A 16,961-nucleotide genomic window follows, 5' to 3' on the forward strand; every position below is an offset into this window, starting at 1 on the left:
TGCAGCGGGCAAGGTCTGCGGGACGTGCCGGATCAGGGGGTCGCTGCGGCGACAGCTGCGCGGAACTCCTGCGTCATCAGGGCGACCGACCCCCGCTCGACAGGCGTCTCGCCCGGCTCGCTCCACACCCTGGCCACGGCGGCGCTCATGCGCTCGTTCCTCGCCGCGTCGACCACTGCCCGAAACTCCTCGGGGACGTCCCGGGTGTCCTGGATGGCGACCATGGTGCCGAAGCGGGTGCCGATCCACCCGATGGTGGTGACCTTCCAGTCGAGCTGACGGGCTGCCTTGCGCATCGCGGCCCTGATCAGTTCGACTCCGCCGAGCCCGACGGCCTCCTCGTCGTCCAAGTTCACCTGGTAGGAGCCGCCGTAGCCGCCGGCGCCCTCGGGGCAGGTGCGGCGCAGCAACGGCACCAGGGCCTCGGCCATGGCGAGGCAGCGCGGGTCCTTCGCGTAGGAAGCCATCCGAGCATCGTAGAACCGCGCCCACGCACCGGTCCGTCGTACGGTGGCCGCTCACTCAAAGAGGGGCTTTCCCAGATGCGTCCTCCCCAGCCAGGGGACGGCGGCCACAGACTGTTCAGCGGCAGCCCAGTTGTCGGTGGTGCGTGCCAGGATGCCGTCACGGCACGGGGACGGCACCCAAGGGGGAGTTTGTGCGGGGGAGTGACAGTGAGAACGAAAGTGGCCTGCCCGCATGGCTGCAGGGCGTGCGGGCACGGCGCACGGTGTCCCGTGAACCGGAACTTCGGGACAGCCTCGGACGATTCGGTATGGGCTACAAGATCGCGCTGCAGAGTCGGATCGGCGCGGGCAAGACGATCGAAGCGGGCCGATTGATCGCGGACATGGTTCGTGGGGCCTCGAGTCCGCCCGCGCTCTGGATCGTGAACGGGCAGCACCGCACAGGGGGCTTGCTGAGGATCAATCAGGTACCGGATCCGGTGGAGGACCCCACGGCACCCGGTGAACTCCTCCTGCGCGAGGAGCCCTTTGCGCGCCGGAGGATGCGCGCCAAGACAGTGCCCTGGCGCGCGCGGTATGGGGAACTGCGGTGGCGAGCCGAGACATGGGAGGCGGCCGGCCGGGACCAAAACCGGGTCTTCACCTCTGGAGAACGCCGGGTCCGCAGCGGCGCCGCTCGCGAGGCGGTCCTCCTGCGCAGTCAGGGTCGGTGCGAGAACCCCGACTGTCTGCTTGCTGTCCTGCCGTACCGCACGACAGCAGGACAGCCTCTGCTGGAGATCGATCACATCGACGATCACGCCCAGGGCGGCCGCGACCACCCGGGCGCCATGATCGCGTTGTGTCCCAACTGCCATGCCAACAAGACTCGCGGTGCGGACCGAAGTGCACTGCGGGAGCGCCTGAGGGGCGTGGCACAGGCGCTGGACTCTGCCGTTATGCAGCAGGAGCAGGACGGACCACGCGCATGAGTCAACTGCCTACTCCTGCAGTGAAGCCCCTGACCGTCAGATGGGTTCCAGGAGGTCGACAACGGAAAGCCCGGTCTCGCCGTTGACGAGTTGAAGGGCGACTTCGGCCCGGGCCGCGAGATCGAGCGGGTCGAGGTCTTCGGCGTACGCGGCGTGCACGATGCGGTCCAGGCCCGCGCCCACCAGCGGCGCGGCGGTGCGCAACGAGGCCTCCAGCGCCACACCCTGGGTGGCGCCGCCGTGCAGGATGATGTTCCGCGTGCGGTACAGCCGGCGCAGCGCGATCCGGAAGGCGCCTGCGACGTCGCCCAGCACCGGCCGGGGATCCTTCACCAAGTCGGCCATGCGCTGGGCAGCGGGCCGGTCGCTGTACTTCGTGGAGGCCCCGGTGAAGTCCAGAGCCGAGGCACCGCCCGCGTTCAGCGCCTCAGCGACCAGGCGGGCGCGCTCCTGATTCGTGGCGCAGGCCGCGATTCCCCGAGCGAGGTCGTCCTTCGTGCTGGGCTTGTGACGGTGCGCGAGGGCGGTGAGCTCGGCGCGGGGCCACGAACAGGTGATGATGGCCGCCATCCGATCGGCTGCCACCGCCTTCCCGGACCGCTCGTGCTCCCCCTTGGGGTCGTCCGGGTGGGTCAACAGTGCTTCGACGGCGGCCCAGGCACCGGCCACGGCCGGGGCCATCGGTCCGCGGTTGACCGCGGCCGCGAGCTCCAGGGCGTCGTCGATCCGGCCCCGGGTGCCAGCGACCTGGTAGAGGTGCCCCTCGTTGACGAGCGTCAGGACGTCAGCGCCCCGAGCCGGGGGATCGAGCGGAATGGGCCGACTGTGGCCGGCCACCCAGATGTAGGGGAGAGGTGCCACGCCTCCGCGGTCCCGGCGCAGGAACTGAGAGCGAGCGGTCATCCGCTCCACCATTTGCCGCGCCTGCTCGGCGGCGCTGAACGGGTCCAGCGCCGTGAACCGGTAGACGAACCCGCCGCCGGGCCGGATGCCAGCGGTGCTGTGACCGTGTTCGCGCAGCCAGGAGATGACCTTGCTGTTGCTATACCAGTGCTCCAGCGGCTCGGCGAGCTCCCGCCGAGGCACCTTCTCCAGCGCCACCAGTACCTCGTACGGCCGGGCCGGGGTCCGCGCGAGCTCAGCGGCACTGTCCGCTATATCCGCCGCGGTGGCGCGCGCGTCGTGGAGACCTTTCGCCCAGGCCTTGAGGTGACTGGCGCTGTAGCCCAGGTCAAGGAGGTGGGAGGCCACCGTGCGGGAGAACCGCTCCGGCTTGACCCGCTCGTCGACGGGAACGTTGACCGCCGCCGCCCACCGCTCCAGATAGCCGACCCGGACGTGTCCGATGATCTCCTTCAGGCGGCGGCGCGCGGGGCTGGGATCCGGCATCGAGTTCTTCAGCAGGCCGGTGAGCTCCTTGCGCAGGTCCCTGTCTCCGAGGCCTCGGTCAGGGCCGATCAGAGCGTTGAGCTGGTTACGCTGCCAGTCACACGCGGCCGGGGACAGCACCCCGTAGGCCTGCCAGTAACCGGCCTCCCACAGTTCCTCAAGGGCCAGCACCGAACCTATGTCCCACAGACGACGCGCCCACGGTGTTCCCTCGTCGGTGAAGAAGTCCGACATGCGAGCCAGCACGTGCCGGGCGTAGGGATCGGGCGCAGGAGCAGAGACCATCACAGAACCCTACCGAGCTGCTCACAGACCACGCGTAAGTCCACGATCACGTGGTACGCTCCTCGCAGACTTAAAGGGGCATCCGCCGTTCCGACGGCCGCTGCCCCTTCCTTCTTTTCTGAACGCCTTCGGCCGGTGCCGGGCCCGCTGGTACCGTCGCTCGTATGGACCAGAACGGACGCCAGGTTCCGCCCTTCGCGCCGGACGAATACGCGCGCGTCGAGGCGGCCGCCCACCTCGTCGGCAAGTCCCCCGAGGACTTCGTCCGCGACGCGGCGCTCAAGGCCGCCGACGACCCGTTCCTCAAGGCCCTCGGTAAGACCCGCGACCGCGTTCCGCAGCTCGCCGAGGTCTTCGCCACGCAGGACACCCAGGCCGCCGACACCAGCGCCGCCTGGCCTGACCCCGCTCCCATGGGCAGCCGCGACCTGCGCGAGATCCAGCAGCACGGTCACGCCGCGTGACGCGGTTCCTCAGCCCACAAGAGCTTCTGCAGATCGCACAGACCCTCCCGGGCGACCCGGCCTGTCTCGACCTGGGTGTGCTGGACGCCGTCTGCGCCCGGGTCCAGGCCCACTACATGGGCCGCGACGTGTACGCCAGCGACTGGCTCAAGGCCGCGGCCATGCTGGAGACGATCGCGTTGCACGAGCCGCTTGAGGCGAAGAACGAGTTCTTCGCCTGGCTGGTCGCGGAGACGTACCTCAACACCAACGGCGTCACGTTGGACTACGAGCCGGAGGAAGCTCTCGCGCTCGTCATGCGCGCCAAGCACAAGGGCGCCCGCGTGCAGGAGATCGCCGCGCAGCTGCGCGCCTGGTCCACCGGCTGAAGCCGGCCGGGCCCGGGCTACCCGTTCTCGTCGTCGGGCACGTCGAACGTGATGGTCTGCTCGTTGGCCGCCTTCTCTGCCGCACTCAGTCGCTCGATCTTGTACTTCTCGTCCAGGACGCGGGCCTTCAGCCCCCAGGACAGCGCGCGGGCCCGCATCCCGTTGTCCCCGGTGACCACCGTGACCGGTGCCGGCGCTATGGCCTGTTGCAGGTAGCAGGCGCGCGCGACGATCTCATCGTCGTTGTTCGGCAGCCGCACGTGCCCGGGCTCGTCCAGGAGGACGTCAACGACGGTGTCCTCGTGCACCACTGCGTGGCCGTCGGCCTCGATCTGGGCCAGAGTCCGCTCCAGGAGCGCGAAGACGCCGCGCGCCCGCTTCCGGACCCCGGTGTCATAGGTCTCGTACGACTTCTTGTCGATCTCGTCGAGGACTACGTGCGGGATCATCACGGACGTGCCGCGACCGAAGAGCCGCTGCCAGGGGATCTTGTCGAAGCGCATGTAATGCAGCAGGTCGTTGGTGTCCAGCACCACCGTCCGCACCCGATGGCGCGTGAACCGGTCCTGCGTCCGGCGCAGTTCATTGGCCAACTCCATGAAGTGCGTCCGCAGCTCCTGCAGTTCGGTGTTGATCAGGAGCGTCCACCGGCCCGGATGGGTGAACTGGCCGTGCACGATCGCGTTGTAGCGCTCGCCCCGCAGCCGGGCCGCCACCGACCGGTCGGCAAACGCGCCCAGCAGATCGGTCGCGGCCTGGAGCGTCCACCGGTCGTACTCGCCCACCACCCGGTTGACGTCCAACTCCCAGTTCTCGGGCAGGCCGACCCTGGTGGAGCCGACGAAGTGGTGGGGTACTGCATTCTGGACGTCGTTGAGCCCCTGGTCGGTCAGGCGGTCCAGCAGCGCGATTGCATCAGAGCAGGTCGTTCCGGGCCTCAACAGCATGCACGTGCTCCTCACGGTACGGGCCGTCCGCATCACCGGACCGGGCTGAGCTTAAGCTCCATCCGGTGGAAACGTTCTGGATCACTGCGGCGGCGGTCCTGTGGGGTGCCGGCACCGGCCTGCTCATACCGCGCGCCGCGTACCGGCTTTCCGTGCAGCCCGAGGAACCGTGGCGGGCAGCGTGTCCCGCCGGACATCCCTTCGCCGGCGCCGGGAACGGATGGCTGGGGCGGGCCCGCTGCGCCGACTGCGCCTCTTACGGCCCCAGCACGCCCGTCCTCGCCGCCGGCACTGCCGCGGTCTGCGCGGTCCTGGCGGCCGGCACCGGTGCCCGCCCCGAACTGATGGTCTGGCTGCTGATAGCCCCGGTCGGCGTGTTGCTCGCCATCGTGGACTTCGCAGTGGAGCGGTTGCCCGATGTCGTCACGCTGCCGCTCGTCGTGATCACGCTGAGTCTGCTCGGGGTGGCGGCGCTGATGCCCGGTGCTCGCGGCAGCTGGGGGACCGCGCTGCTTGGCTCCCTCGCGCTCGGCGCTTTCTGCCTCGTGCTCTTCCTGATGAACCCCACGGGGTTCGGCTTCGGAGACGTGAAACTCGCCCTGACCCTCGGTGCCGTCACTGGCTGGTTCGGGTGGGACATCCTGATCGTCGGCACCTTCGCCTGGTTCCTGTTCTTTTCGTTGTACGGGCTCAGCCTCATCGTCGCTCGCCGTGCCGGACGCAAGACGGCCCACCCGATGGGCCCCTTCTTGCTCGCTGGGGCTTGCGTTGGCGTGCTCCTGGGTTCCTTCGGCCACTGAACGAGGCGAGTTCACACCTGGGCAGGCTTCGTTGCGCACGACCTTGCCCAGCAGTTCGGCATCCCGTAGATCGGGGAGGACCGCCTCTGCGCCGACGTCGCGGAGCGCGGCTTCGTCGCTGCGTACCGGGCAACAACGATCACGCGCATTCCGTTTGCGGGGGTGCCCTCGATGTCCGCCGGGATGTCACCGATCAGCGCGGCGGCTCCGCAGTCGCGTGGACGCGCTGCGGGGACAGGCGGGCGAGGCCGACGCGCCCGTCGTGTTCCTCCCCGTAGGCTCCCAGATCCCATTCGCGCTGCTTGCTCAGGTCGACACGCGCGTGGGCGTACGGGCGTGCTCTGTCTGTCGTTGCGCACCGGTGGCGCGTGTGTGGCCAGTAGTGTCGGTGGCCCCAGTGGTGACGGACAGGGAGCGGACGGATGCAGTCGGATGAACCATCCCGGGGGTCACGGGTTGATCCCTGGCTCGGCCACTACGCAGCGCGCGCCGAGGGGATGGTCGCAAGCGAGGTGCGGGCGCTGTTCGCGGTGGCCTCGCGCCCGGAGATCGTGTCACTGGCCGGCGGGATGCCGAACGTGTCCGCGCTGCCGATGGAGGACATCGGCGCGATGATGGCCGACCTGGTGACGGAGCGCGGGTCGGTGGCGCTGCAGTACGGATCCGCGCAGGGGGATCCGAGCCTGCGAGAGATGATTTGCACGGTGATGGCCGCCGAGGGCATCGATGCATACCCGGACGACGTGGTGGTCACCGTCGGCTCGCAGCAGGCGCTGGACCTGGTGGCGCGCGTGTTCCTCGACCCGGGTGACACGGTGGTCACCGAGGGCCCGACGTACGTCACCGCGCTGGGGACTTTCGCCGCGTACCAGGCCCGGGCCGTCCACGTGGACATGGACGAGCGGGGCGTGCTGCCCGAGGCACTGGCAGAGACGTTCGCGCGTCTGGAGCGCGCCGGGCGGAAGGCGAAGTTGTTCTACACGGTGCCGACATTCCAGAACCCGGCCGGGGTCACGCTGGCCGCCGAGCGGCGGTTAAGCGTCCTGGAGGTGTGCCGCCGGGCCGGGGTGCTGGTGCTGGAGGACAACCCGTACGGGCTGCTGCATCTGGAGGGCGGACCGATGCGCGCCCTGCGCGCCGACGCCCCCGGGGACGTCATCTACCTGGGGTCGTTCTCCAAGACGTTGGCCCCGGGATTGCGGGTGGGCTGGGCGCTGGCGCCGTCTGCGGTGCGGGACAAGCTGGTGCTGGCCGCCGAGAGCGCGATGCTGTCCCACTCCGCGTTCGCCCAGCTCACCGTGGACCGGTACCTGCGCACCCAGCCGTGGCCCGAACAACTCAAGGCCTTCCGGGAGATGTACCGGGAACGACGCGACGCGATGCTCAACGCCCTGCAGGAGCACATGCCGGCGGGTGTGTCGTGGACTCGGCCGGGCGGCGGATTCTTCGTGTGGGTGACGCTGCCCGAGGGGCTGGACTCCAAGGCCATGCTGCCCCGGGCGGTCCAGTCAAGGGTGGCCTACGTGCCCGGCACCGGCTTCTACGCCGATGGCGCCGGGCAGCGGGCCATGCGCCTGTCGTACTGCTATCCACCCCCGGAACGCATCGCCGAGGGCGTACGCACCTTGGCCGGGGTGATCCGCGGCGAGCTGGAACTGTGGGAAACGTTCGGCACCACCGCGCACCCGCACAGCCGAGGGCCGCAGACCCCGGGCCCGGACCACTCCTGACGCCCCTGACTGCAGAGGAACGGATGAGCATGAGCGACCTGAACGTCATCGTCATCGCTGGGGGTCTGTCACCGGAGCGCGAGGTGTCGCTGCGCTCCGGGTCGAGGGTGGCCGACGCGCTGCGCCGGGCCGGCGGGGTCGAGGTGGAGCTCCGCGACATCGGCAAGGACCTGCTGTCCGCGCTGGCGACGGACGCGCCGAGCGTGGTCTTCCCCGTGCTGCACGGCGTCGCCGGGGAGGACGGGACCATAAAGGAGGTCCTGGAGCTGGCCGGGGTGCCCTACGTCGGCGCCCGCCCGTACGCGTGCCGTTCGGCGTTCGACAAGACCACCGCCAAGGCGATCCTGCAGGAGGCAGGACTGCGGACCCCTGAGTCGGTGACGCTGCCGAAGCAGGCGTTCCACGACCTGGGCGCCGCGGAGCTGACAGCCCGGGTCCTGGCGCGGCTGGGTCCCGATCTGTTCGTCAAGCCGCGCGCGTGCGGCAGCGCGTTCGGCGTGAGCCGGGTGGAGTCGCCGGAGGACCTGCCGCAGGCCCTGATGACGTGCTTCGCGTACCACGACGAGGCGCTGATCGAACGGCGCGTGACGGGCACGGAGATCGCCGTGGGGGTGGCCGATCTCGGCGACGGACCGCGTGCGTTGCCCGCAGTCGAGATCGACGCAGGGACGGGCCTGTACGACTACACCGCCCGCTACACCCCCGGCGCGGTCGAGTTCCACTGCCCGGCCCGCCTGCCTGCCGAGGTGGCGCAGGAGGCCGCCAGGGTGGCCGTCGCCGCGCACGAGGCCCTGGGGTTGCTGGATCTGTCGCGTACGGACGCGATCGTCACCGAGGCCGGGGAGGTCTTCGTCCTTGAGACGAACGTCGCCCCCGGGATGACGGAAACCAGCACCTACCCCATGGCACTCGAGGAGGAGGGCCTCGACTTCGGGCACTTCTGCCGCGATCTCGCAGCCCAGGCCGCCCACCGACACGGCCTGTTTGCCTGACGACATAGGAAGGCCGCCGCACCCGGCGAGGGGTGCGGCGGCCTTCGTGCGTGCTACTGGTCTTGTCCGGCGAGGCGGTACAGGGAGATGTGTCGGCCGCTGGTGTCCGCGTCGTACGGGGTGCGCTCCCAGTCCTCCCACCGTTCCCGCAGCAGCAGCCCCGCCTCGCCGGCCAGCACGTCGATCTGTTCGGGCCGCCAGTAGCGCATCTGGCCGGGCAGCACCCGCACCGGCGCCCCGTCGCGCAGGACGATCTCGGAGTAGTGGAACTCCTGCTCGGTGTCGTGGTTCTCGGCGGCGAACAGGACCAGGGTGTCCACGGTCCGCCGCTTGAGCGCGATCACGCTGCGTCCCTCGGGGAAGACCCCCGGGTGGGGCCCGTCGGGCAGTCGCTGGCCGGGCCGCGGGACGAAGGTCTCGATCACGAGCGTGCCGGTGTCGGTGAGCATGCGGGCGGCGTTGCGCAGGAATGCCCGCTGGGTGGTCTCGGCCGCCAGCAGGAAGAAGGTGTTGAACAGGGCGCACACGAGGTCCACCCGCCTGCCCGCCACGTAGTGGGCGGCGTCCGCCGTGATCGGGGTGATGGGCAGGGTGCCGGTCTTCTTCGCCAGTTGGCGGGTCATCTCCTCGGACGCGTCGACCGCGAGGACCGGCACGTGCTCGGCCAGCGGCAGGGTGACCCGTCCGGTGCCGGAGCCGATCTCCACGGCGGGCGTGTTGCCTGCCAGTTCGGCCAGTAATCGGATCTGCGCGGCCGGTGGGACGAAGTCGCTGTACAGCTCGTCGTACTCGTCAGCGGTTCGGTCGCCGTAGGTGTCGCTGTCGTACGTCATGTGCGAGTTCCTTTCGTCAAACGGGATGGGATGTCTGCGCGGCAGTCAAAAGGGGCCCCGGCGGCTGCGGGCGGAGGTGCAACCGCTGGGGCCCCGGCGTCGACCAGGCCCGAACGCACGGGGGATGGCGCTGGGCGACGCCCTCCGGGGTGGTCAGGTGGGGGACGCCTCTTCGGGAGGGGCGAGCCGGTCCAGGCGCTCGTACAACGCCTTGACCATGTGGGCCCGTTGGCGTACGCAGCGAACGGTGCCCTGGTAGGGCTCAGCCAGCCGGAGGTGGGCCTCGGTGAGGACCACCTCCGTCAGGATCCGGGTCGCGTTGAGAATGGGCAGCTTGCCGCAGTGGCGCCGGACGTCGGCGGCGACAGCACGCGCGTGCCCGGTCAGCTGCAGGGCGATCTGTTCGCAGTCGCTCGGGGGCAGGACCGCGTCGTCGGCCCAGGCCAGCACCGCTTTGACCAGGCACATGTACGGCTCGCGATCGAGGGGGAGCCCCGCCTCGATGAGGCCCTCGGGGTCGTACAGCACGGTGTGGGTGTTGGCCTGCGTGCTCACGAGGCCACCGCCTCACACGTCGCGGGTCGGCCGACAAGGCCCTCGTACAGCTGCCGGGGGTCGAGGGCGCCGGCGGACACCAACGCGCGGAGGGAATCGGGCCGGAGACCGGCGGTCGTCTCGTCCTCACCCTCGTCATCGCCCTGGGTGAGCTGCGGGGGAGGCAGGCTCAGCCACGCAGCGGCGTAGGACCCGGCGCGGCCCGGAGCGGGCACAACGACCCACCCCCCGTACGGCACGACACGGACGTCCGGCACGAACTCCCACAGCTGTGCCCAGCCGCTGGCCACGACCGCGAGCAGCTTGCCATGCAGGTAGTCGGCGATGAGCGAGTGGCCGTCCGCGATCGGTACCTGCACCGCGTCGAGCGCCGCCAGTCCGAGCGCGAGCGGTAGCACTACGACGTCCTGGCCGCCGTCGTGCTGCAGGAGGCGCGAGGACCAACTGCTCGCGGCGAGCAGATCGTCACGGTGTTTGCCCTGCGGCTCGCCATACTGCGACATCCATGTGGGAGGGGTCTTGGGGGCCTTGCGCTTCGGGGCTCGGCGAGTGGTCACCGGGGAGCCCCCTTGGTGTTGGCTCCGGTGGACATCTTGAACACCTCGCCCAGGTGTCGTCCGACTTCCTGGCCGTTCAGTAGCTCGTGCGGGGTATGGGTGGACTCCACCCAGGGCGGGGTGTCCCACCGGGCCCCGTTGCTCGGGGGCAGGGCGATCCAGCCATCCGGACCGGTGCGTACCTCGACCCTCGGGTGGACGGCCGCGTACCGGCCGGTGGCCGGCAGCACGAGCAGATTCGCCGTCGCGCCATGGGTCACGAGACAGGGAACGGGACTGATTCGGTCGAGCCGCAGCATGACCGCCATGGCGATCGGGTACGGCACGAGCACCGCGTCGAAAGGGATCGTCGCCGCGATGAGGGAGCCTCCGGGGGCTTCCTGCAGCGCCTCCTCGATCGAGTCCTCGACGAGCCGGGGACCCGGGGGGATCAGCGGATGCGCGCCCAGAGTCGGGCAGTTGGTGTCGCCGCAAGTGCAGCCCGCACGAGGCCGGAGCCGGTGCCCTACGGTCACTGACCATCCCAGCTGGACGTAGGCGCGAGCCGCAGCAGCAGGGGAGTAGGTGTTGATCGGCCCCATAAGCCGAACCCCCATGTGATCACTCAGACACGTATCGTTACCTGTCTGAGGATGGAGCCCAGAAAGCACCGCGCCCCCTAGAAAAACTAGGGGGCGTTTTTTGAGGGCCGAATTGAGGAGGGTCAGCTCACGAGTTCCATGTGCCGGATCAACCCGGACAGCGCTGCCTTCTGTGAAGGAACGCCCACCCGCGCGAGGTCGGACACGAGTGCCCGCGCCATCGGATCGGCGTAGGTGTAGTACGCCGCTTCCGTCGCCGCTGCTTTCAGCTTGACCACGGCGGAAGCGTCTTTGCCCATCCGATGCAGGGCGCGCGCCTCATCAATCGCGTAGTGCGTGCGCCGCTCGCGGCTGGGCACCTGGCCGACGTCGACGGATGGCACCTTCTTCAGACCCTTGTCCGGCTGGTCGACCTCGACCCCGGCCTCAGCCGCGTGCACGGCCACGGTGCCCCGGCCGAACACTGTGTGAGCGTCCAGGTCGTACCACTCGTCACCGAGCCGGTCCGCGTCCTCCAAGGCCGCGTCGATCCGAGACCAGGCATCCGCCTTCTGATTGCCACGCGCGTGCGCGATGGCACACCGCAGGTGCAGTGCACCCCTGATCGACACTGCCTTGTCCGAGGCGCCGTGCCCCGTGACATACGGCTCCAGGTCCTGCAGCGCCGCGTCCGCGACCGCCACCGTCTCGCGCAACGACGCCTGATGCAGCAGCGCACCACACCGGTCCCACGCCACGGTGCCCTTGACCACCGGATCACCGAGCTCGGACGCCGCGCCGGCCGCGACCTCCGCAGCGATCCAGGCAAGATCGGGGTAACCCAGCTGATTCAAGGCCATGCGAGCCGTGCGCGCCGCGTCGACCATGAGACTCAGCACGCTCTCACGGGCCCGCCCCTGAGCGACCAGGAGCGCTGTATTCAGGTCCTCGACCATGTTCGGCAGCAGCGTGGCGACCTTCGGTAGATCCGCTGCCTGGCGCGCGACGTTGGCCTTGCGGGAGCGAGACCGCATGGTCGCAAGGTGCACCTGCGGGCCCTGCGGACTCAGCCCCGGATGACCGGAGAGGATCAGCCCAGACCTGCGCAAGCCCATGCGCAGTGCCGGAATATGGGCGTGGGCGAGGTTCCCGCCGCTCCGCTGCAGCCGGTAGGGCTGGCCGAGCAGCCAGACCACATCCACGTCGCACCGGTCAGCGATCTCCGTGATCACCGAGTACCGGTCGAGCGACTGCCGGCCCGCTTCGACGTTCGCCACCCAACTGTCGGTTCGGTCAAGAAAATCGGCCAGCTCAACCTGCGTCAGTCCTGCTGCGTTTCTGGCGATGCGGACTCGCGTCCCGATGTGCTCGTCACTGGGGAGAGGCATACTTGGCTCCGTTCTGGACTAGACACTCAGAACGGTACGCCGAACGGTGCGTTCGCCGCTTCCCGCAAGGGAGAGAGGCACCGTTCGGCGTACGAGCGTTCGACCCTCCTCTTCCCGGACAGTTCTCTGGACGCTCGTCCAGAATCTGCAGCTGCTCGGGGCCGGTTCCGCCAATCGGAGGGCATGCGGAGTTGTGGGTTGAGGCCGGGGCGTCGGCTGGGACCGGAGCCAGGGGCCGCGGATCACCCCGTGGAGTGCCACCAGCTGTGCAGCGGTGCGGCGCCTGCGCCTTTGGCGAGGGAACCGTCTGGGTTGCGGTCGGGCATGCCGACGAGCTGCCGCTCGATCGGGCTGAGGGCGGGATCGGCCAGCAGGTCGGTGGCAGGGTCGTCGACCGGCTGGAGCCACCGGTAGCCGTACTGGAGCATCAAGGCGATGCGGGGACGGCCTGAGAGGTTAATGCCGCTGGCGTGCCAGGTGCGGTTCTCGAACATCACGGCGTCGCCGTCCTTGAGTTCGGGCGTGAGCGCTCCGACGGGATCGGCCGCGCCGGCGGGGATGCCGGGTTCCTCGGTAAGGAGGTGGCTGCCCGGCAGGAACATGGTGAGCCCGCAGTCGCCGGTGATGGGCGTGAGGTAGTGGGCGACCTTGATGGCCATGCGCGGCGTGTGGGCGAAGCCGAGGTCGGCGGTCACGCCGTACATGTCGCGGTGCCATCCGGGGCGTTCGGGTGTGCGAATGGTGCGCGGGGGACCGGAGGGCAGGGCGATCAGGTGGGCGGAGAGCAGATGCAGGTTGGGGCTCAGCAGGCCGACGACGGTCGGCAGGGTGCGGGGGTTGGCCAGCAGGGGCAGGAAGGCGCGATCGAGGTTGAGGCACCCGCGGAAGCCGTCCTTGCCGTCGCCGCCTCGGTCGCGGCCGCAGGTGATGTCGCTGGCGAGGAGCTGCTCCGCGGCCGTCAACAGTGTGCTGCGCAGGGCGGGGTCGATGGCCTGGCGGATGACGGCGTAGCCGTCGCGGTCGAAGGCGTTGAGGACGGCCGGGTCGGGCTGGCGGGGCGGGGCGAAGGTGGTGGTCATGATGCGGTGGCCTCCGTCGGAAGCAGGGCGGTGTGGGTGGCGAGCTGCCACAGGCTGTCGTCGTCGAGGCGGCAGTGGGCCAGGAGTTGTGCCTGGGTGCGGGGGCGGCCGGGGTCGCGGTAGCCGAGCACGGTGAGGCGGGCGCCGGGATGGCGGGCGCCGAGCAGGGCGTGGACATCGGCCGGGTAGCCGGTGGTGGCGAGGATGACGGGCGCGCGGCTGCCGAAGTGTGTGGTGAACGCCTTCTCGGACAGGGCGAGGGGGCGGGTGCCGGCCTCGGCCAGGGCGGTGAGGTCGTGCACATGGACGTAGCGCAGCCGCAGGCGAGGGTGTTCGGCACGCATGCGGCGGGCGAGGGCGGTGAGCCGTTCGGCGGGCAGGTCGCCGGCGGATGCCAGGACAAGGTCGGGCTCGCCGGGCTCGGGGTGGCTCAGGTGCGGCCAGCGGGCGATGCCGTGGCGCAGTTCCTCGTCGAGGGTGTCTAGCGGGTGCTGGGATGTGGGGTGCTTGCCGGCGATGACGAGGGTGCAGCGCTCCAGCTTGCGCAGGGCGAAGGTGAGGGCTGCGGCCGTGCGGGCGGGGTCGGCGGGGTGAGGACATGGACGCTGGGGTCGCCGGTGGCCAGCAGGGCGGAGGTGAGGGCGGGGTTTTGGTGGGTGTAGGTGTTGTGCCAGCCGAGGCTGGTGAGCAGGTGCACGATGCTCGGCAGCGGGCCGAGCTGGGCGTGGCGGCGCAGGGCCCGGTGCTTGAGCTGCTGCTGAATGAGGCTTGCCGTGATGGGGGCGAACGCCTCGTAGCCGACGATGAGGGCGTGCCGGCCGGTCTCGGTGTAGCCCTGGGCCCAGGCATGGCAGATTTCCTCGCTGAGGATCTCGACCACCCAGGGGAGGGGATGGCCGTGTTCGTCGGTCAGGTCGATCCGGTTGGAGGCGAGTTCGTCGGGGCTGAACACGCGGAACGGGCCCTGGTCGGCGCGGGCGCGGAGCACCGCCGGGATGGCCTGCGGGAACGTGCTGTCCGTCGCTGCTTCGGCGACGTGGGCGCTGGCTGCGATGCAGCCGCGCGGCGGCTCGAGCGCCGCCTGCTCGGCAAGATCGGTGGGCAGGGCGGGAAGCAGCAGGGGCACGGGCGGCCGTCGGGGTCAGTAGGCGCCCGGGCCGGTATGAGGTGAGCCACCGCGACAGTGCGGTGAACTCCTCCTGGCGTTGTACCGGTCGCGGCAGCGGCGTCTTGTGAACGGCCGGGGTCCCGGCGATCGGACGGCCCGCGACACGGCCGGGAGCGCCGTGCCCCTTGTCGAGCGTCAGGACGAGAACGCTGCCCGGGCCGGGCGTGCCGAGCGGGCGGGCGGCCTCGAGGGCGTCGGCGAGTGCGCGGCGCAGGTGGGCGATGCTGTGGCCGTCGCTGTACACGGGCCGGTGGCCCAGGCCGGTGAAGTAGGCGTCGAGTTCCGGGCGGGTGAGTGTGGACAGCAGGCTTGGGCCGCCCATCTTCTGGCCGTTGAGGAGGACGACGGGCAGAACGGTTCCGTGGCGGCCGGTGCCGGCCAGGGCGCGGGCGGCGAGCCAGGCGGCGGCAGTGGTGCCGGTCTCGCATTCGCCGTCGCCGATCAGCGCGACCGCCAGGCGGTGGGGGGCGTCCAGGACGCTGCCCTGAGCGATGGCGAGAGCGGGGCCGAGCTGCCCGCCGGTGTGTGGTTGGCCCGGGATGAGCGGGGTGATCTCCCCACCTAAGTGAGCTGGGAAGCCGGTCACGAGCGTGTGCAGGCCTTCGGCGCTGTGGGCGAGTTCGGGGTGGGCGGCGCCGAGGCGGCCGGTGAGATAGGCGTGGGCCAGTGCGGAAGGCCCGGCGTGGCCCGCGCCGTGCAGGACCAGAACGTCACGGACGTCGGGAACCGCCTTCTGCAGGGGGCCGAGGGCGGCGAGGACGCGGTTGACGGGCGGGCACACGCCCCAGTGCCCGGTCGGGCGGGGCTTGATGTCGGCCCGGGTCAGGGGACGCTCCAGGCGCGGATTGTCCTGCAGGTAGAGCTGGGCGAGGCACAGATAGTCCAGGGCGTCGGCGACGGCGGCCACCGAGGCGTCGGGCACGGTCTGTGCCGTGGCACGGGCCAGGTCAGCCCACATCGGATGCTCCCTCGGTCAGGGCCGCGGCGACGGCCCGGGAATGGACGGTTCCTTCGCGGTGCAGGCGGGCGCTCTGGCCATGGGGGCAGTCGACGATCGTCATGTGCCGGCCCTGCGGGCAGATCCCGCCGTCGACGACGGCGGCGATACCCGCCGCGGCCTGAGTGTCGAATGCGGCGACCTGGTCGGCGGTCAACGCGGGATGGTCGTCGGCCGTCGCGGCCGGGGTGGAGATGCTGCACGCAGCCGCGGACAGTGGCTCACCGGTCAGGTGAAGCAGCTGTCCGAGGATGCCGTCGGGGCAGCCGACGAGCGCGGGGGCGCCGATGGCGGGCAGCCGCTTCGCGTCCGTCCGCCACGGCAGGCGCAGTGCCAGGTCGCCCGGCCACAGACGCCGGGCGAGGGTGCACGCGTCCGCGCTGAGCAGGAAGCGGTCCTCAGCGGTCGAGAGGGCATCGACAAGGAGGAGCAGCGGCTTGTGCTCGGGGCGCTGCTTGACGCGCAGGATGGTCGCGGCCGCTGCCGGATCGGCGGCGCGCGCGATGAGCATGTACCAGCGCGGGGTGGGCACGGCCACCACGGCCCCGCCGCCGAGCAGTTCAGCGGCCGTGTCGAGCTGGGTGGTGGTGAGGACGTCCATCAGGTCTCCCACTCGGCTCTCGGCGTCAGGAGCGGGGGCGGGTGTCGGCGGCCAGGGCGGCGAGGCCTGGATACTCCAGCCACGGATCGGTGAGGGCGGCCTCGGCGAGGCGGGAGTGGTCGGCGTGCCGGATGCGGAAATACGCCATCACCCGGGGCACCGGGCTGGCGTTGAGGCCGACACGGTGCGGCACGAGGTGGTGCATCACGATGACATCACCGGGGCGCGCGGTCAGTGCGGTGCCCTCCTGGCGGGCGATGTCGTCCGGGGTCTGAGCGGCCTGCCCGCGTGTCCATTCCTCGGCGAAGTAGCGGGCCATGCGCTCGTGCCCGCCGGGCAGATAGTGCAGGGCGCCGGCCTCGCCGGTGGCGCTGCCGGACAGGACGACGCCGGCGATCAGGGTGAAGGTGTTGAGGTCCTCGGGGTGCAGGTGGGGGCAGGACACCCCATCGACGTGCATCGCCTTGACCGGCTGCTCGGCGCCGTCCGGTAACCGGATCTGGATTTGGGCCGTGGTGAGGGGGACCGTGGGGGCGGGGTCCAGGAGCTGGGTGACGAGCTGGTGCAGCCCGCTGTCGTTGTACAGGCCGAGCAGGTCCGGATGGCCGGCCAGGTCGGGGGCGAAGGTCTGGTTGGTGTACGCGGTCAGCCGGGCGTGGTCGTAGTGCTCGCGCATCCAGGCGTCGACGAGATGGGCGGCGGGCTGCAGGAGCCGGTCGGGGACCAGGCCGCGGCGTATCAGGACGCCGTCGGCGACGAAGGCGTGCAGGTCGCTCTGAGAGAGCGGGGCGGGAGACGGCATGGTGGACC

19 protein-coding genes and 1 pseudogene are annotated in these 16,961 nt (G+C 70.5%); 6 read left to right on the forward strand and 14 right to left on the reverse strand.

Annotated elements, in window-relative coordinates:
- Window positions 1-32: 32 nt before the first annotated feature.
- On the reverse strand, window positions 33-467 hold the full coding sequence (locus tag E4N62_RS19825; protein WP_230216164.1) for a hypothetical protein: 435 nt from the start codon (window positions 465-467) through the stop codon (window positions 33-35).
- Between the two features lie 308 nt (window positions 468-775).
- On the opposite strand from E4N62_RS19825, the gene E4N62_RS19830 reads away from it, so the two are divergent.
- Window positions 776-1,438 carry an HNH endonuclease signature motif containing protein gene (locus E4N62_RS19830; protein ID WP_230216166.1) on the forward strand — a complete coding sequence of 221 codons (663 nt, stop codon included), beginning with the start codon at window positions 776-778 and terminating at the stop codon, window positions 1,436-1,438.
- A 36-nt stretch (window positions 1,439-1,474) separates the two neighbouring features.
- Here E4N62_RS19830 and E4N62_RS19835 read toward each other — a convergent pair whose 3' ends face one another.
- The gene (locus tag E4N62_RS19835; protein ID WP_230216168.1) at window positions 1,475-3,112 is read right to left on the reverse strand and encodes a hypothetical protein; all 1,638 of its coding nucleotides are present in this window, start codon (window positions 3,110-3,112) and stop codon (window positions 1,475-1,477) included.
- A gap of 164 nt (window positions 3,113-3,276) precedes the next feature.
- Between E4N62_RS19835 and E4N62_RS19840 the strand changes: the two genes are divergently transcribed.
- Window positions 3,277-3,576, forward strand: coding sequence for a hypothetical protein (locus tag E4N62_RS19840; protein WP_230216170.1), 300 nt, complete (start codon window positions 3,277-3,279; stop codon window positions 3,574-3,576).
- Window positions 3,573-3,944 carry a type II toxin-antitoxin system death-on-curing family toxin gene (locus E4N62_RS19845; RefSeq protein WP_230216172.1) on the forward strand — a complete coding sequence of 124 codons (372 nt, stop codon included), beginning with the start codon at window positions 3,573-3,575 and terminating at the stop codon, window positions 3,942-3,944. Before E4N62_RS19840 ends, E4N62_RS19845 begins: the two co-directional genes overlap by 4 nt.
- Before the next feature lie 17 nt (window positions 3,945-3,961).
- On the opposite strand, the gene E4N62_RS19850 is transcribed toward E4N62_RS19845, so the two are convergent.
- Window positions 3,962-4,891, reverse strand: a complete 930-nt coding sequence (locus E4N62_RS19850; RefSeq protein WP_230216175.1) for a PIN domain-containing protein — start codon at window positions 4,889-4,891, stop codon at window positions 3,962-3,964.
- A gap of 65 nt (window positions 4,892-4,956) precedes the next feature.
- On the opposite strand from E4N62_RS19850, the gene E4N62_RS19855 reads away from it, so the two are divergent.
- From E4N62_RS19855 to E4N62_RS19865, 3 genes are all read left to right on the forward strand, one after another.
- On the forward strand, window positions 4,957-5,691 hold the full coding sequence (locus E4N62_RS19855) for an A24 family peptidase (RefSeq protein ID WP_230216177.1): 735 nt from the start codon (window positions 4,957-4,959) through the stop codon (window positions 5,689-5,691).
- 497 nt (window positions 5,692-6,188) lie between these two features.
- Entirely contained in the window at window positions 6,189-7,421 is a 1,233-nt protein-coding gene (locus E4N62_RS19860) for a PLP-dependent aminotransferase family protein (RefSeq protein ID WP_230216178.1), read from the forward strand.
- Between the two features lie 29 nt (window positions 7,422-7,450).
- Window positions 7,451-8,413: a D-alanine--D-alanine ligase gene (locus E4N62_RS19865; protein ID WP_230216180.1), complete on the forward strand. Its 963-nt coding sequence runs from the start codon at window positions 7,451-7,453 to the stop codon at window positions 8,411-8,413.
- A gap of 53 nt (window positions 8,414-8,466) precedes the next feature.
- Here the strand turns inward: E4N62_RS19865 and E4N62_RS19870 are convergent, their stop codons facing one another.
- From E4N62_RS19870 to E4N62_RS19920, 11 genes and pseudogenes are all read right to left on the reverse strand, one after another.
- Window positions 8,467-9,246 (reverse strand): class I SAM-dependent methyltransferase, encoded by a 780-nt coding sequence (locus tag E4N62_RS19870; protein WP_230216182.1) that lies wholly within the window; start codon window positions 9,244-9,246, stop codon window positions 8,467-8,469.
- A 153-nt stretch (window positions 9,247-9,399) separates the two neighbouring features.
- Complete coding sequence (locus E4N62_RS19875; RefSeq protein ID WP_230216184.1) at window positions 9,400-9,801, reverse strand: restriction endonuclease; 402 nt, start codon at window positions 9,799-9,801, stop codon at window positions 9,400-9,402.
- Complete coding sequence (locus E4N62_RS19880) at window positions 9,798-10,358, reverse strand: hypothetical protein (RefSeq protein ID WP_230216186.1); 561 nt, start codon at window positions 10,356-10,358, stop codon at window positions 9,798-9,800. Before E4N62_RS19880 ends, E4N62_RS19875 begins: the two co-directional genes overlap by 4 nt.
- Window positions 10,355-10,873 carry a hypothetical protein gene (locus E4N62_RS19885; RefSeq protein WP_230216188.1) on the reverse strand — a complete coding sequence of 173 codons (519 nt, stop codon included), beginning with the start codon at window positions 10,871-10,873 and terminating at the stop codon, window positions 10,355-10,357. Before E4N62_RS19885 ends, E4N62_RS19880 begins: the two co-directional genes overlap by 4 nt.
- 188 nt (window positions 10,874-11,061) lie before the next feature.
- The gene (locus E4N62_RS19890; protein WP_230216190.1) at window positions 11,062-12,306 is read right to left on the reverse strand and encodes a helix-turn-helix domain-containing protein; all 1,245 of its coding nucleotides are present in this window, start codon (window positions 12,304-12,306) and stop codon (window positions 11,062-11,064) included.
- 242 nt (window positions 12,307-12,548) lie between these two features.
- Window positions 12,549-13,385, reverse strand: a complete 837-nt coding sequence (locus E4N62_RS19895) for a phytanoyl-CoA dioxygenase family protein (RefSeq protein ID WP_230216332.1) — start codon at window positions 13,383-13,385, stop codon at window positions 12,549-12,551.
- Complete coding sequence (locus E4N62_RS19900; RefSeq protein ID WP_230216334.1) at window positions 13,382-13,933, reverse strand: hypothetical protein; 552 nt, start codon at window positions 13,931-13,933, stop codon at window positions 13,382-13,384. Before E4N62_RS19900 ends, E4N62_RS19895 begins: the two co-directional genes overlap by 4 nt.
- Window positions 13,867-14,511 carry a hypothetical protein gene (locus E4N62_RS48070; protein ID WP_308185307.1) on the reverse strand — a complete coding sequence of 215 codons (645 nt, stop codon included), beginning with the start codon at window positions 14,509-14,511 and terminating at the stop codon, window positions 13,867-13,869. The genes E4N62_RS19900 and E4N62_RS48070 overlap by 67 nt, the downstream gene beginning before the upstream one ends.
- A 283-nt stretch (window positions 14,512-14,794) precedes the next feature.
- Window positions 14,795-15,511 (reverse strand): annotated as a pseudogene (locus tag E4N62_RS19910) (phosphoketolase); the annotation flags it as partial.
- On the reverse strand, window positions 15,501-16,151 hold the full coding sequence (locus tag E4N62_RS19915) for an L-threonylcarbamoyladenylate synthase (RefSeq protein ID WP_230216192.1): 651 nt from the start codon (window positions 16,149-16,151) through the stop codon (window positions 15,501-15,503). The pseudogene E4N62_RS19910 and the gene E4N62_RS19915, both read right to left, overlap by 11 nt.
- 25 nt (window positions 16,152-16,176) lie before the next feature.
- Window positions 16,177-16,953, reverse strand: a complete 777-nt coding sequence (locus E4N62_RS19920; protein ID WP_230216194.1) for a phytanoyl-CoA dioxygenase family protein — start codon at window positions 16,951-16,953, stop codon at window positions 16,177-16,179.
- Window positions 16,954-16,961: the final 8 nt, after the last annotated feature.

Origin of the sequence: Streptomyces sp. MNU76, from assembly GCF_020982545.1 — a bacterium.
Lineage (GTDB): Bacteria > Actinomycetota > Actinomycetes > Streptomycetales > Streptomycetaceae > Streptomyces.